The organism is Photobacterium iliopiscarium, from assembly GCF_003026395.1.
Lineage (GTDB): Bacteria > Pseudomonadota > Gammaproteobacteria > Enterobacterales > Vibrionaceae > Photobacterium > Photobacterium iliopiscarium.
Genome location: NZ_PYOO01000005.1, coordinates 196,142 through 214,032 on the forward strand (window position 1 = coordinate 196,142; position 17,891 = coordinate 214,032).

At 36.8% G+C, this 17,891-nt stretch carries 17 protein-coding genes; 11 read left to right on the forward strand and 6 right to left on the reverse strand.

The annotated features are described in order from the left end of the window. Positions 1-54 precede the first annotated feature (54 nt). A complete protein-coding gene (locus C9J51_RS10320; protein WP_244907464.1) occupies positions 55-1,101 on the forward strand; it encodes an endonuclease/exonuclease/phosphatase family protein in 1,047 nt (348 codons plus the stop codon). A 108-nt stretch (positions 1,102-1,209) separates the two neighbouring features. On the opposite strand, the gene C9J51_RS10325 is transcribed toward C9J51_RS10320, so the two are convergent. Together C9J51_RS10325 and C9J51_RS10330 are read right to left on the reverse strand one after the other, a co-directional pair. Beyond that, complete coding sequence (locus tag C9J51_RS10325; protein ID WP_045039325.1) at positions 1,210-2,601, reverse strand: DEAD/DEAH box helicase; 1,392 nt, start codon at positions 2,599-2,601, stop codon at positions 1,210-1,212. Positions 2,602-2,769: 168 nt separating this feature from the next. Continuing rightward, positions 2,770-2,970: a DUF2986 domain-containing protein gene (locus C9J51_RS10330; protein ID WP_045039324.1), complete on the reverse strand. Its 201-nt coding sequence runs from the start codon at positions 2,968-2,970 to the stop codon at positions 2,770-2,772. A 197-nt stretch (positions 2,971-3,167) separates the two neighbouring features. Between C9J51_RS10330 and C9J51_RS10335 the strand changes: the two genes are divergently transcribed. Beyond that, positions 3,168-3,785, forward strand: a complete 618-nt coding sequence (locus tag C9J51_RS10335) for a DJ-1/PfpI family protein (RefSeq protein WP_045039323.1) — start codon at positions 3,168-3,170, stop codon at positions 3,783-3,785. 26 nt (positions 3,786-3,811) lie between these two features. Here the strand turns inward: C9J51_RS10335 and C9J51_RS10340 are convergent, their stop codons facing one another. Beyond that, entirely contained in the window at positions 3,812-4,144 is a 333-nt protein-coding gene (locus C9J51_RS10340; RefSeq protein ID WP_107237287.1) for a DUF1840 domain-containing protein, read from the reverse strand. Between the two features lie 177 nt (positions 4,145-4,321). Between C9J51_RS10340 and C9J51_RS10345 the strand changes: the two genes are divergently transcribed. Together C9J51_RS10345 and C9J51_RS10350 are read left to right on the forward strand one after the other, a co-directional pair. Continuing rightward, complete coding sequence (locus C9J51_RS10345) at positions 4,322-5,767, forward strand: hypothetical protein (protein ID WP_146144934.1); 1,446 nt, start codon at positions 4,322-4,324, stop codon at positions 5,765-5,767. A 241-nt stretch (positions 5,768-6,008) separates the two neighbouring features. After that, the gene (locus C9J51_RS10350; protein ID WP_045036764.1) at positions 6,009-6,224 is read left to right on the forward strand and encodes a hypothetical protein; all 216 of its coding nucleotides are present in this window, start codon (positions 6,009-6,011) and stop codon (positions 6,222-6,224) included. A gap of 40 nt (positions 6,225-6,264) precedes the next feature. Here the strand turns inward: C9J51_RS10350 and aroG are convergent, their stop codons facing one another. Next, a complete protein-coding gene (gene aroG / locus C9J51_RS10355) occupies positions 6,265-7,317 on the reverse strand; it encodes a 3-deoxy-7-phosphoheptulonate synthase AroG (RefSeq protein WP_045036765.1) in 1,053 nt (350 codons plus the stop codon). 447 nt (positions 7,318-7,764) lie between these two features. Here aroG and C9J51_RS10360 point away from each other — a divergent pair, with 447 nt between their 5' ends. The 5 genes from C9J51_RS10360 (at position 7,765) to C9J51_RS10380 (ending at position 12,294) form a co-directional block, all read left to right on the forward strand. Continuing rightward, a complete protein-coding gene (locus C9J51_RS10360; RefSeq protein ID WP_045040835.1) occupies positions 7,765-8,502 on the forward strand; it encodes an amino acid ABC transporter ATP-binding protein in 738 nt (245 codons plus the stop codon). A gap of 10 nt (positions 8,503-8,512) precedes the next feature. Next, complete coding sequence (locus tag C9J51_RS10365) at positions 8,513-9,313, forward strand: amino acid ABC transporter permease (protein ID WP_045036767.1); 801 nt, start codon at positions 8,513-8,515, stop codon at positions 9,311-9,313. 28 nt (positions 9,314-9,341) lie between these two features. Then, positions 9,342-10,157 (forward strand): transporter substrate-binding domain-containing protein, encoded by an 816-nt coding sequence (locus C9J51_RS10370; RefSeq protein WP_045036768.1) that lies wholly within the window; start codon positions 9,342-9,344, stop codon positions 10,155-10,157. Positions 10,158-10,159: 2 nt separating this feature from the next. Beyond that, positions 10,160-11,101: an ABC transporter permease subunit gene (locus tag C9J51_RS10375; protein WP_082064178.1), complete on the forward strand. Its 942-nt coding sequence runs from the start codon at positions 10,160-10,162 to the stop codon at positions 11,099-11,101. A 380-nt stretch (positions 11,102-11,481) separates the two neighbouring features. After that, a complete protein-coding gene (locus C9J51_RS10380; protein WP_045040834.1) occupies positions 11,482-12,294 on the forward strand; it encodes a DUF2797 domain-containing protein in 813 nt (270 codons plus the stop codon). Between the two features lie 84 nt (positions 12,295-12,378). Here C9J51_RS10380 and C9J51_RS10385 read toward each other — a convergent pair whose 3' ends face one another. Both C9J51_RS10385 and C9J51_RS10390 read right to left on the reverse strand, forming a co-directional pair. Further along, positions 12,379-13,086 carry a putative ATP-dependent zinc protease gene (locus C9J51_RS10385; RefSeq protein WP_244907465.1) on the reverse strand — a complete coding sequence of 236 codons (708 nt, stop codon included), beginning with the start codon at positions 13,084-13,086 and terminating at the stop codon, positions 12,379-12,381. Positions 13,087-13,182: 96 nt separating this feature from the next. Continuing rightward, positions 13,183-14,073, reverse strand: coding sequence for a phosphotransferase (locus C9J51_RS10390; RefSeq protein WP_045036770.1), 891 nt, complete (start codon positions 14,071-14,073; stop codon positions 13,183-13,185). A gap of 599 nt (positions 14,074-14,672) precedes the next feature. On the opposite strand from C9J51_RS10390, the gene C9J51_RS10395 reads away from it, so the two are divergent. Both C9J51_RS10395 and C9J51_RS10400 read left to right on the forward strand, forming a co-directional pair. Next, positions 14,673-16,319: an ABC-ATPase domain-containing protein gene (locus C9J51_RS10395; RefSeq protein ID WP_107275009.1), complete on the forward strand. Its 1,647-nt coding sequence runs from the start codon at positions 14,673-14,675 to the stop codon at positions 16,317-16,319. 195 nt (positions 16,320-16,514) lie between these two features. After that, the gene (locus tag C9J51_RS10400) at positions 16,515-17,813 is read left to right on the forward strand and encodes a DEAD/DEAH box helicase (RefSeq protein ID WP_045036771.1); all 1,299 of its coding nucleotides are present in this window, start codon (positions 16,515-16,517) and stop codon (positions 17,811-17,813) included. Positions 17,814-17,891 lie beyond the last annotated feature (78 nt).

Here is a 17,891-nt window from a genome sequence, read left to right on the forward strand (position 1 = left end):
ATAATCATAAAGCCCAAGTTATAAACTTCGGCTATATTACTGAGAGTGTATAGTGTGCCAAACGTTAATCAGCCTTCTTATGAAGTGCTATTACCCACCGTTAAAATTGCCAGCTTTAACTTATTGAATTATCTTGAGCCACCGATGGCTTATTATGATTTTCAAAATATTTATACCCTTGAACAATGGCATAAAAAACAAGCATGGATAACACGATTTCTTGATAAAAACCAACCTGATATTATTGGCTTTCAAGAAGTATTCAGTAGTGAGAGTCTACAATCTCTGTTGGAAAAAGCCGGTTACCCTTATTATGCGGTAATTGATTCTCCCACAGTGATTGATGATTTTATCTGCCGTAGCCCTGTGGTTGCTATCGCATCAAAATTTCCTATCACTGAAATATCTACCGTTACCGCCGATCAACAAGCGGCTGCATTACTCGGATTAGCCGATTTTCACTTTAGTCGTAAGCCCCTAAGAGCCACGATAGATATTCCACACGTTGGCTTAACTGATTGCTATGTCACACATTTCAAATCAAAACGCTCCCTGTTTGATGATCCACTCCCTGACGTGATTGTGCCATCAAACACCGCATTATCACGTTTTGCAGGCCAACGCTTAGGCAGTTGGGGATCAGCAATGTTGCGTGGCACAGAAGCAAATTTATTATTATTAGCCATTCTCAAACAACGTGAATCAAGCACGCATCCAATGCTATTAATGGGAGATTTTAATGATGAGATCTCAAGTTCATGCTTAGAACAACTGATTGCGGGTAATGTTTTTGGCATGTCAGACGGGGATATTGAACGTTTAATTGGCTATTATCGTTTATATGATAGTTGGACGTTGTTTACTCAAAATACTGAACAAACCACACTGCCTCGCCCACCGACTCACTACTTCGGAGCCAAAAGCTCAGTGCTTGATTATATTTTGCTATCTCAAGAATTTAACGCCCAATACCGTGGTTCGTTGTTTGAAGTCAGTCATTATCATACTGAAGATAAACATCTTGTTAATAGCAGTTTTGATGAAGATGGTTATAGCACTGATCATGCCATCCCCTGCGTGACGTTGTCACTGAGATCGTAATAACACAAAGTATAGATAAAAAAACAGCGCCAATGATAAATAATCATTACACGCTGCTTTTTAGTAAAACGTATTTTTCAGCTAGCTGATTAAACCGCAATAGCGATATTAGTTAGCTGTTGTTGCCGCAGGCTTACGGTTACGTTGAGGTGTACGACGTGCTGGCTTAGCATCTGTTGCAGGACGTGGCTTACGTGCTGGCTTTGCACCTTCACTACGTGGCGCATCATCACTGCGAGGCGTTGCTTTACGTCGAGCAGAAGGCTTACTGTTAGAGAAAGTACGCTTTTCGCCATTAGCATTTGGCTTCTTAGCTGTTTTAGGCTTACTAAGAGGACGTGTATCTAATCGTGATACTGGTAAATTAATTGATGGTTCAAATCCTTCAATAATTTCACGATCTAAGATTTGCTTCGTTAGACGCTCAATGGCAATCAAATCACCAAATTCATCAGCACACACTAATGAAATAGCTTCACCTACACAACCCGCACGACCTGTACGACCAATACGGTGAACGTAATCTTCAGCAACATGTGGCAACTCAAAGTTAACCACTTGTGGCAATTGCTCAATGTCTAAACCACGCGCCGCAATATCCGTTGCAACAAGTACACGTACTTCGCCTGATTTAAAGTTAGCAAGTGCTTTTGTACGTGCGCCTTGGCTCTTATTACCATGAATAGCAGCAGATGAAATACCACGGCTTTCTAAGTGAGTCGCTAATCGGTTTGCACCATGTTTAGTTTTAGTAAACACTAACACTTGCTTCCAACTACGCTCATTTAACAACTTCGTTAATAAGTTTGCTTTTTTCTTTTGATCAACAGGGCAAATCCACTGCTTAACTGTTGGTGCTGCTTGGTTGCGAGGATTAACATCAATCTCAACCGGATTATTCACCAAGCCTTTAGCAAGCGCACGAATATCATCAGAGAATGTCGCTGAAAACAGTAAGTTTTGACGTTGCTTTGGTAGTAACGCTAAAATTTTACGAATATCACGAATAAAGCCCATATCTAACATACGGTCAGCTTCATCCAAAACTAAAATTTCAACATCACGGAATTTAACCGCATTCTGGCTGTGCAAGTCCATTAAACGACCAGGTGTTGCCACTAAAACATCAGCACCTTGACGTAGACGATTTATTTGTGGATTGGCTTTTACGCCACCAAATACAACAGCTGAATTAATCGGTAAATTTTTGCTGTATTTTGCAACATTATCACCAACTTGAGCTGCAAGCTCACGGGTTGGTGTTAGAATAAGTGCACGAATATGATGTGAACGAGCAGATTGACCACCAGATAGTTTTTCTAGTAGCGGCAACGTAAAACCTGCTGTTTTGCCTGTACCCGTTTGTGCCGCCGCCATGACATCCTTGCCTTCCAAAATTGCTGGAATTGCTTGCGCTTGAATTGGGGATGGTGTTTTGTAGCCTTGCTTAGCAACGGCTTCAAGAATTGGGGCGGATAGGCCTAAAGAGGCAAAACTCATAGCATCTCTCTTTGTATAAATTAAACGCATAATCGCGTAGTAGATTACTCATCTAATGATAAGCAAGCAATCACCCTATAAATAATCATAGGCATGATGCGAAAAAACAGAAAAACGATCAAAATCATGTTTCTGTTTAAGATATAAAATTCATGTTTTGGCTATTGATTAACGTGCAGATTCAATCTCACTATCAACAATAGCATCAGATGTTACATCTGCTGTTTCAGCAACCAGTGCAGCTTCTTCATCAAGCGTGGCACGTTCTGCTTTAGAAATATAACGAGGCTTAGTGCTTTTATTTAGCTTAGCATTCGCCTTCTTCATTCTCTTTTTTAGCGTTTCGTTAATTTTTTTCTTTCTATTCATAATCGTGTCAGTTGATATTTTGAGCCATTTTTAAACAGGGAGCTGATTGTAATCATTCGCGGCTGAATAACAAGCATTATCCTCATAATGCAATTATAAATGCCAAATTATCATCTACAACACAATGAATCATGATTAATTAGACTATTACTTATGGTATCTAGTCGCAAGATTCCATTTATGACAAGGTATATACGATGCAAAATCGGCAAACGGTTACAGTATTACTTTTTGAGCAATTTGAATTACTTGATGCATTAGGCCCTCTGCACATGTTTGGCTTATTGCCTGAATATTATCAATTACAAATAATAACAACCAATGGGCAGTATGTTACTAGTACTCAGGGTATTAATATGCAACCAACGCTAAGCTTTAATGACACAATATCCGCAGGGATTTTAATTATCCCTGGTGGTGCGGGAATGAGATTTGCAACTCATAACAAAGATATTTTAGCATGGTTAAAAAAAACCGCGCCACAACAACATATTATATGTTCAACCTCAACTGGAGCAGCATTACTTGCAAATGCAGGCTTACTTAACAATGGCAAAGCCACCACGACCCAAAAAAATCTTGATTGGGTGTCTCAATTTGGTCACAACATTCAGTGGCAAACTTCAGCTCGATGGGTACGTTATGGCAATATTTTTACAGCATCAGGGAGCTCAGCAAGCCTTGATATGTCATTAGCGATTATTGGTCATCAACATGGTGATTCTATTGCTCGCCGCATTGCTGCTGACACGGAATATTTATGGCTCAATGATCCTAATGACGACCCTTTCGCCCCATTACATTTAGTCAAATAAGGCTGTCTATAAATAGATAAACTTTACTACTGCCACATCACATAACTTTTTGCTGAAATAGCGGCCTTTAATAGTTCTATCAGCGGAATAGCACGAACAGTAATCTTGATCTCCGATTCTTTTTCATCCTCATCATCAATATCAACCGCTTGTTGTTTATCTTGAGCTATCTGTTGTTGATCAGCGGCAGCGGCAACTGCAAGGTTTTTTTCTAGATTAGCCAATGCGCTGTTAACATCCTCTGCCGTTATGGCTCCTGGTATTTCAGTTGTATATCCCATCATCTTAATGAATGATTGAGCAATATCACCAAACATAGTGACATCATTATGAGCTTTACTACTAAACGTGATTAACATGCTTCTTTTCACCCTTTTCATACTAATTTATAGCTAAACATTTAACTACATAAACATTTTTATCACAATAAAACCACACTAAATATAAAATAATCTGTAGGTATCAATTGCTACTAAGCATACACTTGTATATGGCACCAATATCGGTATAATTCACATTCTTATTAATGACTGTAAATGCTGTGGAATATTAGCATGTTGCGCAATTTTTTTATTATTCTGTTATGCATGGTTGCTGGCTGTGATAAAGAGAGTCATATCGATTATTCTTCTTTTAATATCCAACCTGAAATTATTCCAGATCAAAAACAACAAGGTTTTATTATTACAAATAATTGTAGCCCATTTAAAACACCGTTAGACTTCAAAAACCTTGAACAAGCATCAAAATCATTAATTAATTCAAATTGGTTATCTAATCCGTATTATCTTGAAGAAATTCATTCTTTAATCTATCAATTTAATCAAATACATTTAAAAAATGCTGATATTTTCATTCAAGCACTTCATAATAGTGCATTGATTTATAAAAAAAACATGGTTGAAGTAAATATTATAAAAAGAAAGCTTCAAGCAGAGACTAATAAAAAAATAAAGTATTACCAACAAAAACTATCATCAATAGATACCTATCTAAAAATAACAAGAACAGATGAAAAACAACAACTTAATGAAATATCAAATATAAAAAATAAAATAAAAGAAAAACAAAAACATTATATTAATATTCGTCGTTCATTAAGGAATGATTTAAATGCTATCTTACTTAATAATGATCTTACTTTTGACTTAATATCAGATATTAATTTTACATATAGAATAGACAAATCACTGCATTGTTCAAAATATTTAGGGGTTTATCAACCTATTACTTTTACTGCACCTAATGCATGTGTCTATTATAATAAAGAAGAACTCATTGAAACAATACCACAACAATTTCAGCCGCAAGTCGTAACTATATTGAATAAATACGTGCCAGAATTATGGAAAACAATGGTACAACTTAATGGTTATTTCGAATCAAATTATAACAAACAAGTTTTCGATAGTTATTTACAAAAAGATCTAATGATTGCTAATAACAATTTAGCGATCAAACGTACTATGACTGTAGAACATCAGTCTCAATATGCAATAAATGAACATATTAATAAATATAATAAATTGACCATGGAAATGGCTACAAGCATTAACAAAGCATTGCTTGATGAGCATAATAAAGTCAATGTTTCAAGTATGGCATTCTATGAATACTTATCGCCATTATTACTCCATGACAAGATAAAAGATCCTATTGTTAACTTTTCATTACTTTATAATAATAAACCGTTGATTAAAAAACTAACTCAAGAATATGCAACAAAGATACTTAATGAATACCCGAAAGAATTAACATTCAATATTGCTAACAATGGTAAATTTACACTTCCAAAAATACGAGAGAATAGCTATAAAATCGTCATTGATGTCAAAGAAAGTTACAGTGTCATTTATAATGGCTGTAATATATTGACACCGCCTAAGGACTTCCATCAAAACACACCGAATACAATTTCGATGGGATATAATCTTAAGCAAGTTATCAGTCAAAAATTATTTAAGCAATGGTATAACAGCTAATATAGGCTACTGATTAAAAATCTAAACGATATGCTGTTATTATCCCCCGTTAACAACTGTGGCATTATTTTTCATTTTAGATATTGTTCAATTAACAGGCGCTATTGTTACGCTATTGCCGTGACAATCTACTGTACCTTTTTGAACATTTATCCTCCTATCATTTGAAAAATAAAATATACTTATAATTAATGCGTTCTTTTTATCATATTACTTATCGGGCATACCCTTTGGGAGCATTATGAATAAGAAAACACTGATAGCTGACACTCATGATATTTTTGATGCTTTTATCATTAATGGGTTACATCTACATTATTGCATATATTGCCAATTCCCCTTTAATGTTAATTTACTTAATAAGTATCATTATGGTAACCATTTTGATATTGAATTTAATGATGGTTATCGCTGCCACAATAAAAAAGCCCCTACTCGGTATAAGCAAGAGCTTTAAAAAATATGTTTATTTACAGCGTATTAAACAATTAATACCACTATTTTTGACGACGCATTCTGACATCTGCGGCAAGTTGGCGTAATACTTTATCAGTATCATCCCAACCGATGCAGGCATCAGTAATACTTTGTCCATAAGTAGGTGTTTTACCTTCAATAATATCTTGACGGCCTTCAACGAGATGACTTTCAATCATCACGCCAAAAATAGCGTTATTACCATTGGCAATTTGTTGTCCAACGTCTTCAGATACAATCACTTGTCGCTGATATTGTTTTGAGCTATTGGCATGGCTAAAATCAATCATCAATTTATTACGTAAGCCTGCATTGACAAGCTGCTGCATAATAGCATTCACATCATCAGCACTGTAATTTGGCGCTTTACCGCCGCGTAATATAATATGACAATCTTCATTCCCCGCAGTTGCAACAATTGCAGAATGGCCGTATTTTGTCACCGATAAAAAATGATGAGGTGCACTTGCAGAACCGATAGCATCCGTTGCTATTTTAATATTGCCATCGGTACCGTTTTTAAAACCGACAGGACAAGACAGCCCAGATGAAAGCTCTCGATGTACTTGAGATTCAGTGGTTCGAGCACCAATAGCTCCCCAACTGATTAAATCTCCCATATATTGAGGCGTGATCATATCTAAAAACTCACCAGCCGTAGGCAAACCTAAATCGGTAAGATCAGCTAATAATTTACGTCCAATACGTAAACCATCATTAAGTTGGAAGCTATTATCCATATATGGGTCATTAATCAGCCCTTTCCAACCAACCGTTGTTCGTGGTTTTTCAAAGTAAACTCGCATAACAATTTCAAGATCGTCTTTAAGCTCTTCTCGTAACAGTCTAAGCTTATTGCCATACTCTAATGCCGCTTGAGGATCATGAATTGAACATGGACCAACAATCACCAATAAGCGATCATCTTTATCATTGAGAATGTTATGGATTGAGTTACGTGATTCATACACTGTTTTTGCTGCGGTCTTAGACGCTGGAAACTTCTCTAACACAGCAATCGGTGGTAAAAGCTCTTTGATTTCACTAATACGAATATCATCCGTTTTATGCATATACTGACTTCCTATAATTCCTTTTAATACACAACAATTAGTCTACAAAGACAAATAACCATATAATATTAATTCTGACACATTTACTTAACTTATCGTTTAAAAACTAATAGTGCAAACAGTTATTGAATCAAAAACGGTATCAATAGGTCCTCTTTGCAATAAATAATGCATAATTCCGCATATAAATAACAATGAATACTCATAATCATCAAAAATATGGATATATCATTACACGAGAGAATAGAAACACTGTAAAATATGCTTATAATAAACATTAACAACAATAATTTGTAATAACCTAAAGAATATACACGCGCTCAATGTATTGCCGAAATAACATTGACCGAAATTAATACCTTATTTCAATAACAATGTATTCTTTAATCATAAAACATAACTAAAGATAATATAAATAGATGTCTATTAAATTTAAGGAGTGCGGCATTGTCTAAAAACAACATAATCACATTTAATAATGTTGACAAATGGTATGGCAATTATCATGCACTCAAAAATATTAATCTTTCTATTAGTAAAGGTGAAAGACTTGTCATTTGTGGGCCATCAGGTTCAGGAAAATCAACATTGATTCGCTGTATCAATGGGTTAGAGAAGTATAATAGCGGTGAAATAACCGTTGCCGGACATTTACTCAACCATAAAGAGCTTCATGCCATTCGAGGTCAGGTTGGTATGGTGTTTCAGCACTTTAATTTGTTTCCACATATGACCGTTTTAGATAACCTTACATTAGCACCTCGTCGTGCATTAAAAATGTCAAAAGCAGATGCCGAAAAACTTGCGCGCAACTTCTTAGAACGTGTTCATATCGGTCACCAAGCTGATAAATTTCCAGGTCAACTGTCTGGCGGTCAACAGCAGCGTGTGGCAATTGCCCGTTCTTTATGTATGAAACCCAATATATTGCTTTTTGATGAGCCAACGTCTGCCCTTGATCCAGAAATGATCCGTGAAGTGCTTGATGTTATGAAAGAACTCGCCGATGATGGAATTACGATGGTTTGTGTGACTCATGAGATGGGATTTGCTCGTCAAGTTGCTGACCGAGTCATGTTTATGGATCAAGGTGAAATTGTTGAGATAGCCTCTCCAGCACAATTATTTGATAGTCCTCAACACCAACGAACACAACAATTTCTCGAAAATATACTTAGCTATTGAGATCAAAATAATGACCCAACATACGCGATCTCGAATCCCTAAAACTATTGCCATTATATTACAAGTGATTTGTGTTGCATCAATTATAATGTTACTACTCAATAGTGGTGCAAAAGCAATGCATTATCATTGGCAATGGTACCGCATTCCTGAACATCTTTGGTTTTATGAAGATGGACAATGGTATCCTGGCGACTTGATTGAAGGCTTAATGGTAACATTAAGAATATCCGCTATCAGTTTAGTTTGTACGGTTGCTATCGGTTTTATCACCGCACTATTACGAATGTCTAACTCTATTGTTGGCCGAGGTCTGGCACGTGGTTATATTGAAGTTATTCGTAGTACGCCATTATTAGTACAAATTTACTTATTGTATTTTGTTTTCGGTCCCGTATTAGGCATTGATCGCATAACAACCGCTATCTTAGCGCTGTCTTTATTTCAAGGTGCATATAGTGCTGAAATTTTTAGAGCCGGTCTGCAAGGGATCCCACGAGGTCAGCTTGAAGCAGCGGAAAGCTTAGGGTTATCACAAATTGACAGCTATCGATTTGTTGTTATTCCACAAATGTTTAGAAAAATAATTCCACCGCTCACAAATGAAGCGGTCTCTTTAGTAAAAAACTCTTCTATTGTCAGTATAATGGCTATATTTGATCTGACAACAGAAGGACGAAATATTGTCGCAGATACGGCGATGCCATTTGAAGTTTGGTTTACAGTGGCCGCCATTTATCTTTGTATTACTTTAACATTATCAGCATTAGCTGTTTGGCTAGAACGCCGTTTAAGTATTCCTAATCACTAAATTTATACGTACATCGATGGAGAAAGCTATGAAACGCTTTATTGCGGTATTACTTACCGTTTTTACTTGCTTATTAGGGGTTAATAATGCCTTCGCGGCAGACGATAATAATGCACTACAGCAAATAAAAGAAAGCGGCACATTACGTGTGGGTTTATCAACATTTGTTCCTTGGGCTATGCGTGATAAACAAGGCGAATTAATTGGCTTTGAAGTTGATGTTGCTAAACGTTTAGCCGCTGATGCTGGATTAAAAGTTGAATTTGTACCTACTGCTTGGGATGGTATTATTCCAGCCCTACTCGCGGGTAAGTTTGATGTTATCATTGGTGGCTTAACTATCACACCTGAACGCAATATGAGTGTTCTCTTTACTCATCCATACTCATATTCAGCAGTTCAAATGGTTGCCAATAAAAAACTTGCATCAAAAATGACGACGATTGCTGACTATAATAAACGCAGTGTTACGATTGCCGTTCGTAGTGGTGCTTACCCTGTTCAAACTGCACGTAAGTTATTTCCAAAAGCAAAACTACGCCAATTTGATGACGAAACTCAAGCATTCCAAGAAGTGTTAAATGGTAATGCACAAGCAGCACTAGCATCAACACCGACACCAGAACAAATGGTAATTAAAAACCCAGATAGCTTATTCATGCCCTTTAAAGAGCCACTAACACGCTACGCTACCGGTTTTGCTATTCGTCAAGGTGATTTTAACTTACTCAATTTCCTTAATAACTGGATTCAAGTACGTACTGAAGATGGTTGGTTAAATGAGCGTTACCAGTACTGGTTTAAAACAACAGACTGGAAAAACTTGGTTAACGAGAATAAATAATAATGACTGTCGTTAAAACGTCATGTGACAAGACACCACAGGAGGCATTACAGCCTCCTGTGGGTCGTCGCTTTAATTTCAAACTAAATACACTCGATATTATTTTACTTATTATTATTGGCTGTTTTATTGGCTGGTTAGCTTATCGTTCTTCTATTGGTATTCACTACCACTGGCATTGGCGTCAAGCCATTAAGCTCGTATTTACTTGTAGCCACAATGGTGGCATACCTTATTTTATACAAGGTATAATCAGTACAATTAGAGTTAGTCTCTGGGGAATGCTTTTTGCTGCCACATTTGGTTTATTGCTTGCTTTGGCGAACCTTTCCTCATTTAGAATAATGAAGCTTTTTGCAAGTAGCTACATCCAATTATTGCGTAATATACCACCACTTGTATTTGTATTTATTTTCTATTTTTTCATTTCAAATCAATTAGTTCCATTATTAGGTTTGAATCATATCTTTCGTCACTATAATGGCGAAGAAAACATATTACAGATCATTTTATTTGGACGTAGCAACCTCTGGGAAAACTTATTTTCAGGTGTTTTATGTGTTGGATTAATTGCTGCCGCTTACATTGCTGAAATAATTCGTGCCGGTATTAATACGATAAGCAAAGGTCAATGGGAAGCTGCTGATTCTTTGGGGTTATCAACATATAGCCGTTTTAGGTTTGTAATATTTCCACAAGCATTTGCCGCTATCGTGCCAACACTTGCTGGTCAATTTATATCAATTGTAAAAGACTCATCTATTATTTCATTAATTTCTATACAAGAATTGACATTTACTGGTTCTGAAATTGCTAACTCATCAGGGTTTATCTTTGAAATATGGCTGATTGTTGGTCTGGTCTATTTTATATTATGTTTTAGTTTATCATTACTCTTTAGAAAACTAGAAAAACACAGCTCACGTCATTTACAACATTCATAAATATCATATGTAAAACCCAAGAATAACAAATATTCTTGGGTTTTATTTTTTATATTCCATCTTCTCTATCTTCATACCTTGATATTAATAAATAAAATTATAACTGCGTATACAATAATTATATTATTTGTAAATATTATGTATTTGTTTACTACTTACTATTTTTATATATGCTGTAATTAACCTCTTAAGTTTATTCTTCATGATATCCCCCACGACTACCAATGAATATACGTTAATTATAGTCAATATTTATACTGTAGGATGGAAATATTATTAATTGTTTGTGCAACTGTTCACTATTCACCATCGTAAGATACTTGGGTCTTCAGACAAATCACTGATACACTCACAGCAAACATTTAATGGTGAGCACAAACATGCAAGGTACACTCAGTAAAATGAAATCATCACTTGGAGATATCGTTGATTATTATCTCCCTGTGGGCGATCAACAACTTCATCTTAATCCATTTATTGGTAAGCAATTAACCCTTACTCATACGGGTAATATTTTTTGCTGTTCATGTGGTAAGAAAACCAAAAAAAGTTATTCTCAAGGACATTGCTTTCCTTGTATGAAAAAACTGGCTAGCTGTGATATGTGTATTCTAAAGCCAGAAACTTGTCACTATGCTGAAGGAACCTGTCGTGAGCCTCAGTGGGGCGAAGATAACTGTATGGTGCCTCACTATGTTTACTTATCTAATACTTCAGCCCTTAAAGTCGGTATTACTCGCCATACCCAAATCCCTACTCGCTGGATTGATCAAGGTGCAACTCAAGCATTGGCAGTATTAAAAGTAAAAACACGTCAAATATCAGGCCTTGTTGAAATTGCCATTGCTGAAATGGTGGCAGATAAAACGAATTGGCGCACAATGTTAAAAGGTAATAATGACGATATCGATTTGCAGCAGCAAGCCCAATTATTATTGCCAGAAGTAAAACAAAGACTCTCTGAAATAACTTCAGAATTTGGTGACGATGCTATTGAATACTTAAATAATGATATTATTGATATCCATTATCCTGTTGATCATTTCCCAACCAAAATAGCATCTCATAATTTTGATAAAGAATCGGTTGTCAGTGGGATTCTTGAAGGCATTAAAGGCCAATATTTATTATTTGATACAGGAGTCATTAATATTCGTAAATTTAGCAGTTATGAAATCATTGTTGCTGAATAATTTTTACTCATAAAAAACAAAAACGGCATTCCTCTTTAATGCGAGGAATACCGTTTCTAATTGCGCTCTATTATTAGCGTAAATTTATTTAGCTCTTGGCTGAATATATTTTCGTTGATTATTTTGTATAGCAATATCACGCATAAAGTTTTCACCTAAAACGACACCGTTACCGCCATTAATCAGTTGATATACAACTTCATCATTGCGATCCCCCAATTTAGTTCGAAGGGAAACAACAGGTAATCGTTTTTTATCTTCAGATTTTGACCACGATTTTACCGGATATTTATATTCTTTCGCTTGAAAATGAAATTTTACCCAGTTATCACCATCACGCTCAAATTCCACTAAATCTTTAACACCAATTCTCGATGTGGCTGATTTAGGATCGATATAGGCTGAAATATGTTTGGTACCCGATAAGATAAGTACCCACTCATGATGCCCTAAGATTAACATTCCATCTTTGGTGGTCTTTTTTGTGGTCGCCTTTTGCTTATGATCAACAGCCGCTAACTTTGCAGATGCGGTTGAAGCCGTAATTTTATCGGTCGTCACATTAGTGTTCACTACTGCCTGCTTTTTAATTTTAGATGCTTTTTTTTCAGCGGTAGCTGTTTGTGCTTTTGCTGCTGCTTGCATTTCAGCCGCGGTAACCATCGGAGCAAACGCTAATGGTTTGGTCATTGGTTTAACTACTGGCGCAGTTACTTGTTGCTTATCATTTATTGGCTGCTGAGCACAACCAAAAAGAAACAAAGTTAGTAAACCTACTGCTGTTTTCTTCATAAATTACATTTTCCTTTACATTTTTACAGGCCATAACTAACCATAATACGAGGATTCATGTTATGCCAAATAATTCTATTTCGTCAAAGTCCATCGCTATTGTATCGCTGATTCATATAATGAAAACTTATTGGTTAACCACTGTTCATTATACCACCCCATATTGCGACTGTGTTTAGCATCATCCCACAAACTAAAGAAATGACGACGCTCTTCAAAACCATCATCTAAATGGCTTTTTTCTAAATATCGCTCTGCAATATGCAAATCACTACGCACATCAAATAAATGAATTACATCCAATTCTCGATGTTTAAAACCACTGTCACAAGGGTCCAATAATCCCGCAACCTTAAACGTTGTTGGATCAAAAAGCACATTGGCAATATGACAATCATCATGTACAAAAGATGATGACTCATGAGCAATTGGCGCTAAAATTTTCGCTCTATTATCCCAAAGATCTGCAAATTTTTCTTTTAATCTTGAGCTAAAGGGTGAACCAGCACTCATTAAATAATGATAAACACTGCCCATCCAATCATCAAATGCGGAACCTAAATGTTGACTAAACTGACCATTTGAAAGCTCAAACCCTTGTGGATGCTGATGCTCATGTAACGCTAATAAAATATCAGTATAATCTTCTCTAAATGTCATAACCGCTTTAGAATCTTCCGGCAATTGATGCGCAGAGACCCCATCTAACCAATCTAAAACGATATAATCATAGCCAGCTTCTCGACCAAATAAATAAATTTCAGGCACAGGACATGACACTATTTTACGTAACTGCTCTAAACTCGCGACTTCTTTTCCAATACGACCTACTTCACGCGAAAATTTAACCACAATTTTCGACTTCCCTGAGGCAAGAAAAACTACCCAACCATAAAAGGTTTCCTGAATATCACACACATCAGCTTTACGACGAAACATTGAGAAAAAAGCGTTTTCGGCAATAGTTTTAAGCTGGGGTTTATTCATAGTTGTTACCTTGATAATCATTGTTACACAACACAGATGAATTATACCAAAAAGGAATAACTCATTGGTTTTATGTAAGTTTTTGTTGTTTTATCTTTTAAGAATGCATCATAACAGCGAAGATAACCAGCATTGGTGAATAGAAAAGATGAAAATAGTTTACTTTTACTTACAATTTCATTTTTAGTGCTAAGAATCACATCTAATCAGCAATATTTTAGAGTTCTGAACTATAAAATTGCGTTTATATAAATAAAATTAATCATTAATAACAGAAAAACTAATAAAAAACATATAGATATAAAGAATAAATATGCTTTTTTAGGATATATCAACTAAACAGCTCTCTTCTCTACTTTTATTACTCGACAATAAAAGCTTTGTTCATAACGTTTACCTCTGCATAATATTATTTTAGTTGCAATAATATGCCTTTACATTTTGTTATTTATCCCTTTTAAAACAATCCATGCCTAGATGGTTTTTTGTGACCTAGGTAAAGTTTTCATGCTAATAGTCAGTGTTTAGTGTAATATCCAGCGACCAGAGCCAACCTCATTATGCGCTCTGTATTTAATAACGAACGATATCGGGGCGATATGCAATTACTCGAAGCCAAACTCCATAAAATTGACCGTCATAACTACCGCAGCTATTCAAGTATGCGCGGTGAATATCACTTTGTTGATTTCGACTTTTTTATCGATACCGTTCAGTCGGATCCCTTTGCGCCAGCTTCTCGCGTTCGTGCTCGTCGCGCTTGGTCATTAACTGACCTCGAATGGCTACGTGAAAAATCGACTGATTATCAACGTGCAGCTCGTGATTTTATCGCACGTTTTTTTGCTGAATTATCACAGCAAGACAATGCAGTCTTAATTGATATGCCAGGACAAACCATTCTTGATCGCACTTCTGTTGTGTTTGATGAAAAAGGTATTGAATTACGTTTCCGCATTAATATGCCTGCCGATGGCCGTACTATTATTGCGAAAAAAACTCTTAACCTATTGACGTTCTATTTACCAAAGATGATTCGTCGTGCCACTATCGCACGTGAATTACCTATGGATGAATTACAACGTCACTGTGAAGCGGTTGAAGATCAAGTTGCACTGCGTAGCCAGCTTAAACAACATAAGCTGTTAGCCTTTGTTGCAGATGGCAGCTTATTACCTCGTATTGCAGGTAATAGTGATTTACCACTAACAGACGCAATTCCATTTCTGAGTCCAGACAACTTAGCGGTTGAATTAGAAGCGCCTCATAAAGGTAAAATCCGCGGTATGGGTATTCCTGAAGGTATTACGCTTATCGTTGGTGGTGGTTTCCACGGTAAATCAACCTTATTGAGTGCCATTGAACGTTCAGTGTATGATCATGTTCCTGGTGATGGTCGTGAATATGTTGTGACTAATGATGCCGCGGCTAAAATTCGCGCTGAAGATGGTCGCTGTGTTCACAATGTTGATCTATCACCTTACATCAGCAACTTGCCGATGGGTAAAGATACCACGGCGTTTAGTAGCCAAAATGCTTCGGGCTCAACCTCTCAAGCATCGTGGTTACAAGAATCGATTGAATCAGGCGCTGAAGCCTTATTGATTGATGAAGATACATCAGCTTCTAACTTCATGATCCGTGATGAGCGTATGCAAGCACTGATCTGTAAAGAAGATGAGCCAATTACACCATTAGTTGACCGCATTGCACTGCTACGCGATCAACACAACATCTCAGTAATGTTAGTAATGGGTGGTTCTGGTGATTATCTTGATGTAGCAGATACTGTTATTCAAATGCATAACTATGATGCCGTTGATGTAACAGAAAAAGCACGTGCAGTGGTTGCGTCTCATCCAACACGTCGTAAGCAAGAAGGAACAGAAGTTATTGTTCATCCTCGCACACGTCAAATAAACCGCAGTGCATTGCAAGCAATGTTAGAAGAAGGCAAGTTCCGTATTCAAGTTAAAGACAAAACATCATTACGTTTTGGTCGTGAATACATAGACTTAAAAGCCTTAGAGCAAATTGCTCACTCTAGCCAACTATTAGCCATTGGTTACCTATGGTTCCAACTTGCGCAAACTAAAGGCTGGGAAAAAAATCCTACTCATGCGTTTGCCAATATGTTGCACGATAATTGGGCCGATATGATGCCTAAATATGGTGAAATGGCTAAACCTCGCGTTATTGAGGTTATGGCAGTATTGAACCGAATGCGCAAAGCTGAATTTAAGTAAGCTTTAGGCTGAACTCAGTTATTCTTTAAACCCCGCATTATGCGGGGTTTATGTTAACTCAGGATACGGTAGCGCAATAACTTACAATCAACTATAATATGCGGTCATTTTATTCGCAGATTACATTCATAAGCTTACTTTTAATTATTAGTTTATGAATGTAATCGGCATAGGCCGACAGTTTAGGAACACAGCATGTCATTTTTATCTCAAGGTTTTTCTCCAGAGCTTGTTAAAGCGTTAACCGAAATTGGTTACGAGAAATTAACCCCAATTCAGCAAAAAGCAATCCCTCAAGCACGACGTGGTGCTGACATTTTAGCATTAGCACAAACAGGTACAGGCAAAACAGCTGCTTTTGCATTGCCTATTATTCAAAAGTTGTTGGACAAACCTGCAACAAAAAGCCGTTTTAACGTTCGTGCATTAATCCTTGCACCAACGCGTGAGCTAGCTGAACAGATCTCAGTTAACATCAACGATTACGCTAAATACACCAACATTAATTGTACGGCTGTTTTTGGTGGCAAAAAAATGGCAACACAAGAGAAACGCCTAGAACAAGGTGTTGATATTCTTGTTGCTACACCGGGTCGTTTAATTGAGCACATGGAACAAAAGAACGTTTCATTGGCTAACTTAGAATGTTTAGTGTTTGATGAAGCTGACCGTATGCTTGATATGGGCTTTATCGGTGCTATTCGCGTTATCCTTGAAGATATTCGCACTAAGCCACAAACCATGTTGTTCTCAGCAACCTCTTCTGCACAGATGAATGCATTAGCGGGAGATATTCTACGTAAACCACAACGTATTACAGTTACGCCTGAAAACAGTACTGCATCTACAGTTTCTCACGTGGTATACCCTGTTGATGAAGATCGTAAGCGTGAAATGCTATCGGAATTAATTGGTAAGAAAAACTGGCCACAAGTATTGGTTTTTGTTAACTACAAAGAAACCGCTAACCAATTAGTGAAAGAACTAAAACTTGACGGTATTAAAGCAGTTCTTTGCCACGGTGATAAAGCGCAGAGTGCGCGTCGTCGTGCATTAGAAGAGTTTAAAGAAGGTAAAGCACGTGTAATGGTAGCAACAGAAGTTGCAGCCCGTGGTTTAGACATTCAAAACTTACCGTATGTTGTTAACTACGACATGCCATTCCTTGCTGAAGACTATGTTCACCGTATTGGTCGTACTGGTCGTGCAGGACAAAAAGGCAATGCAATCTCATTTGTTAGCCGTGAAGAAGAACTGACATTAGTGCAGATCGAACGTTTGATTAACCAACGTATTCACCGTGTACAATTAGAAGGTTACGAGCCTAAGAGCCGTGAAGCGCTCGTTGTGCGTATGAACACTAAAGCCGCTTACCGTGATCGTGCAGGTCGTCAAAACAATCCGACTCAAGATCAATCAGCCGCTGAACGTCGCGCACGTTTACGTAACGCAATTAGCAGCAAAGCAACCAAGATCACTCGCTTGAAAAAGTAAGTTAAGTACATTCTTTAATGTATTAACACGAAAAAGCCGAGCTAAGATTTTATCTTACTCGGCTTTTTTATTTCATCT

Bases quoted from the DNA above. Each gene is read 5' to 3' on its own strand.
- C9J51_RS10325 (WP_045039325.1), bottom strand. From the start codon at position 2,601: ATGAGTTTTGCCTCTTTAGGCCTATCCGCCCCAATTCTTGAAGCCGTT.
- C9J51_RS10330 (WP_045039324.1), bottom strand. From the start codon at position 2,970: ATGAATAGAAAGAAAAAAATTAACGAAACGCTAAAAAAGAGAATGAAG.
- C9J51_RS10335 (WP_045039323.1), top strand. From the start codon at position 3,168: ATGCAAAATCGGCAAACGGTTACAGTATTACTTTTTGAGCAATTTGAA.
- C9J51_RS10340 (WP_107237287.1), bottom strand. From the start codon at position 4,144: ATGTTAATCACGTTTAGTAGTAAAGCTCATAATGATGTCACTATGTTT.
- C9J51_RS10345 (WP_146144934.1), top strand. From the start codon at position 4,322: ATGCTGTGGAATATTAGCATGTTGCGCAATTTTTTTATTATTCTGTTA.
- C9J51_RS10350 (WP_045036764.1), top strand. From the start codon at position 6,009: ATGAATAAGAAAACACTGATAGCTGACACTCATGATATTTTTGATGCT.
- aroG (WP_045036765.1), bottom strand. From the start codon at position 7,317: ATGCATAAAACGGATGATATTCGTATTAGTGAAATCAAAGAGCTTTTA.
- C9J51_RS10365 (WP_045036767.1), top strand. From the start codon at position 8,513: ATGACCCAACATACGCGATCTCGAATCCCTAAAACTATTGCCATTATA.
- C9J51_RS10370 (WP_045036768.1), top strand. From the start codon at position 9,342: ATGAAACGCTTTATTGCGGTATTACTTACCGTTTTTACTTGCTTATTA.
- C9J51_RS10375 (WP_082064178.1), top strand. From the start codon at position 10,160: ATGACTGTCGTTAAAACGTCATGTGACAAGACACCACAGGAGGCATTA.
- C9J51_RS10380 (WP_045040834.1), top strand. From the start codon at position 11,482: ATGCAAGGTACACTCAGTAAAATGAAATCATCACTTGGAGATATCGTT.
- C9J51_RS10385 (WP_244907465.1), bottom strand. From the start codon at position 13,086: ATGAAGAAAACAGCAGTAGGTTTACTAACTTTGTTTCTTTTTGGTTGT.
- C9J51_RS10390 (WP_045036770.1), bottom strand. From the start codon at position 14,073: ATGAATAAACCCCAGCTTAAAACTATTGCCGAAAACGCTTTTTTCTCA.
- C9J51_RS10395 (WP_107275009.1), top strand. From the start codon at position 14,673: ATGCAATTACTCGAAGCCAAACTCCATAAAATTGACCGTCATAACTAC.
- C9J51_RS10400 (WP_045036771.1), top strand. From the start codon at position 16,515: ATGTCATTTTTATCTCAAGGTTTTTCTCCAGAGCTTGTTAAAGCGTTA.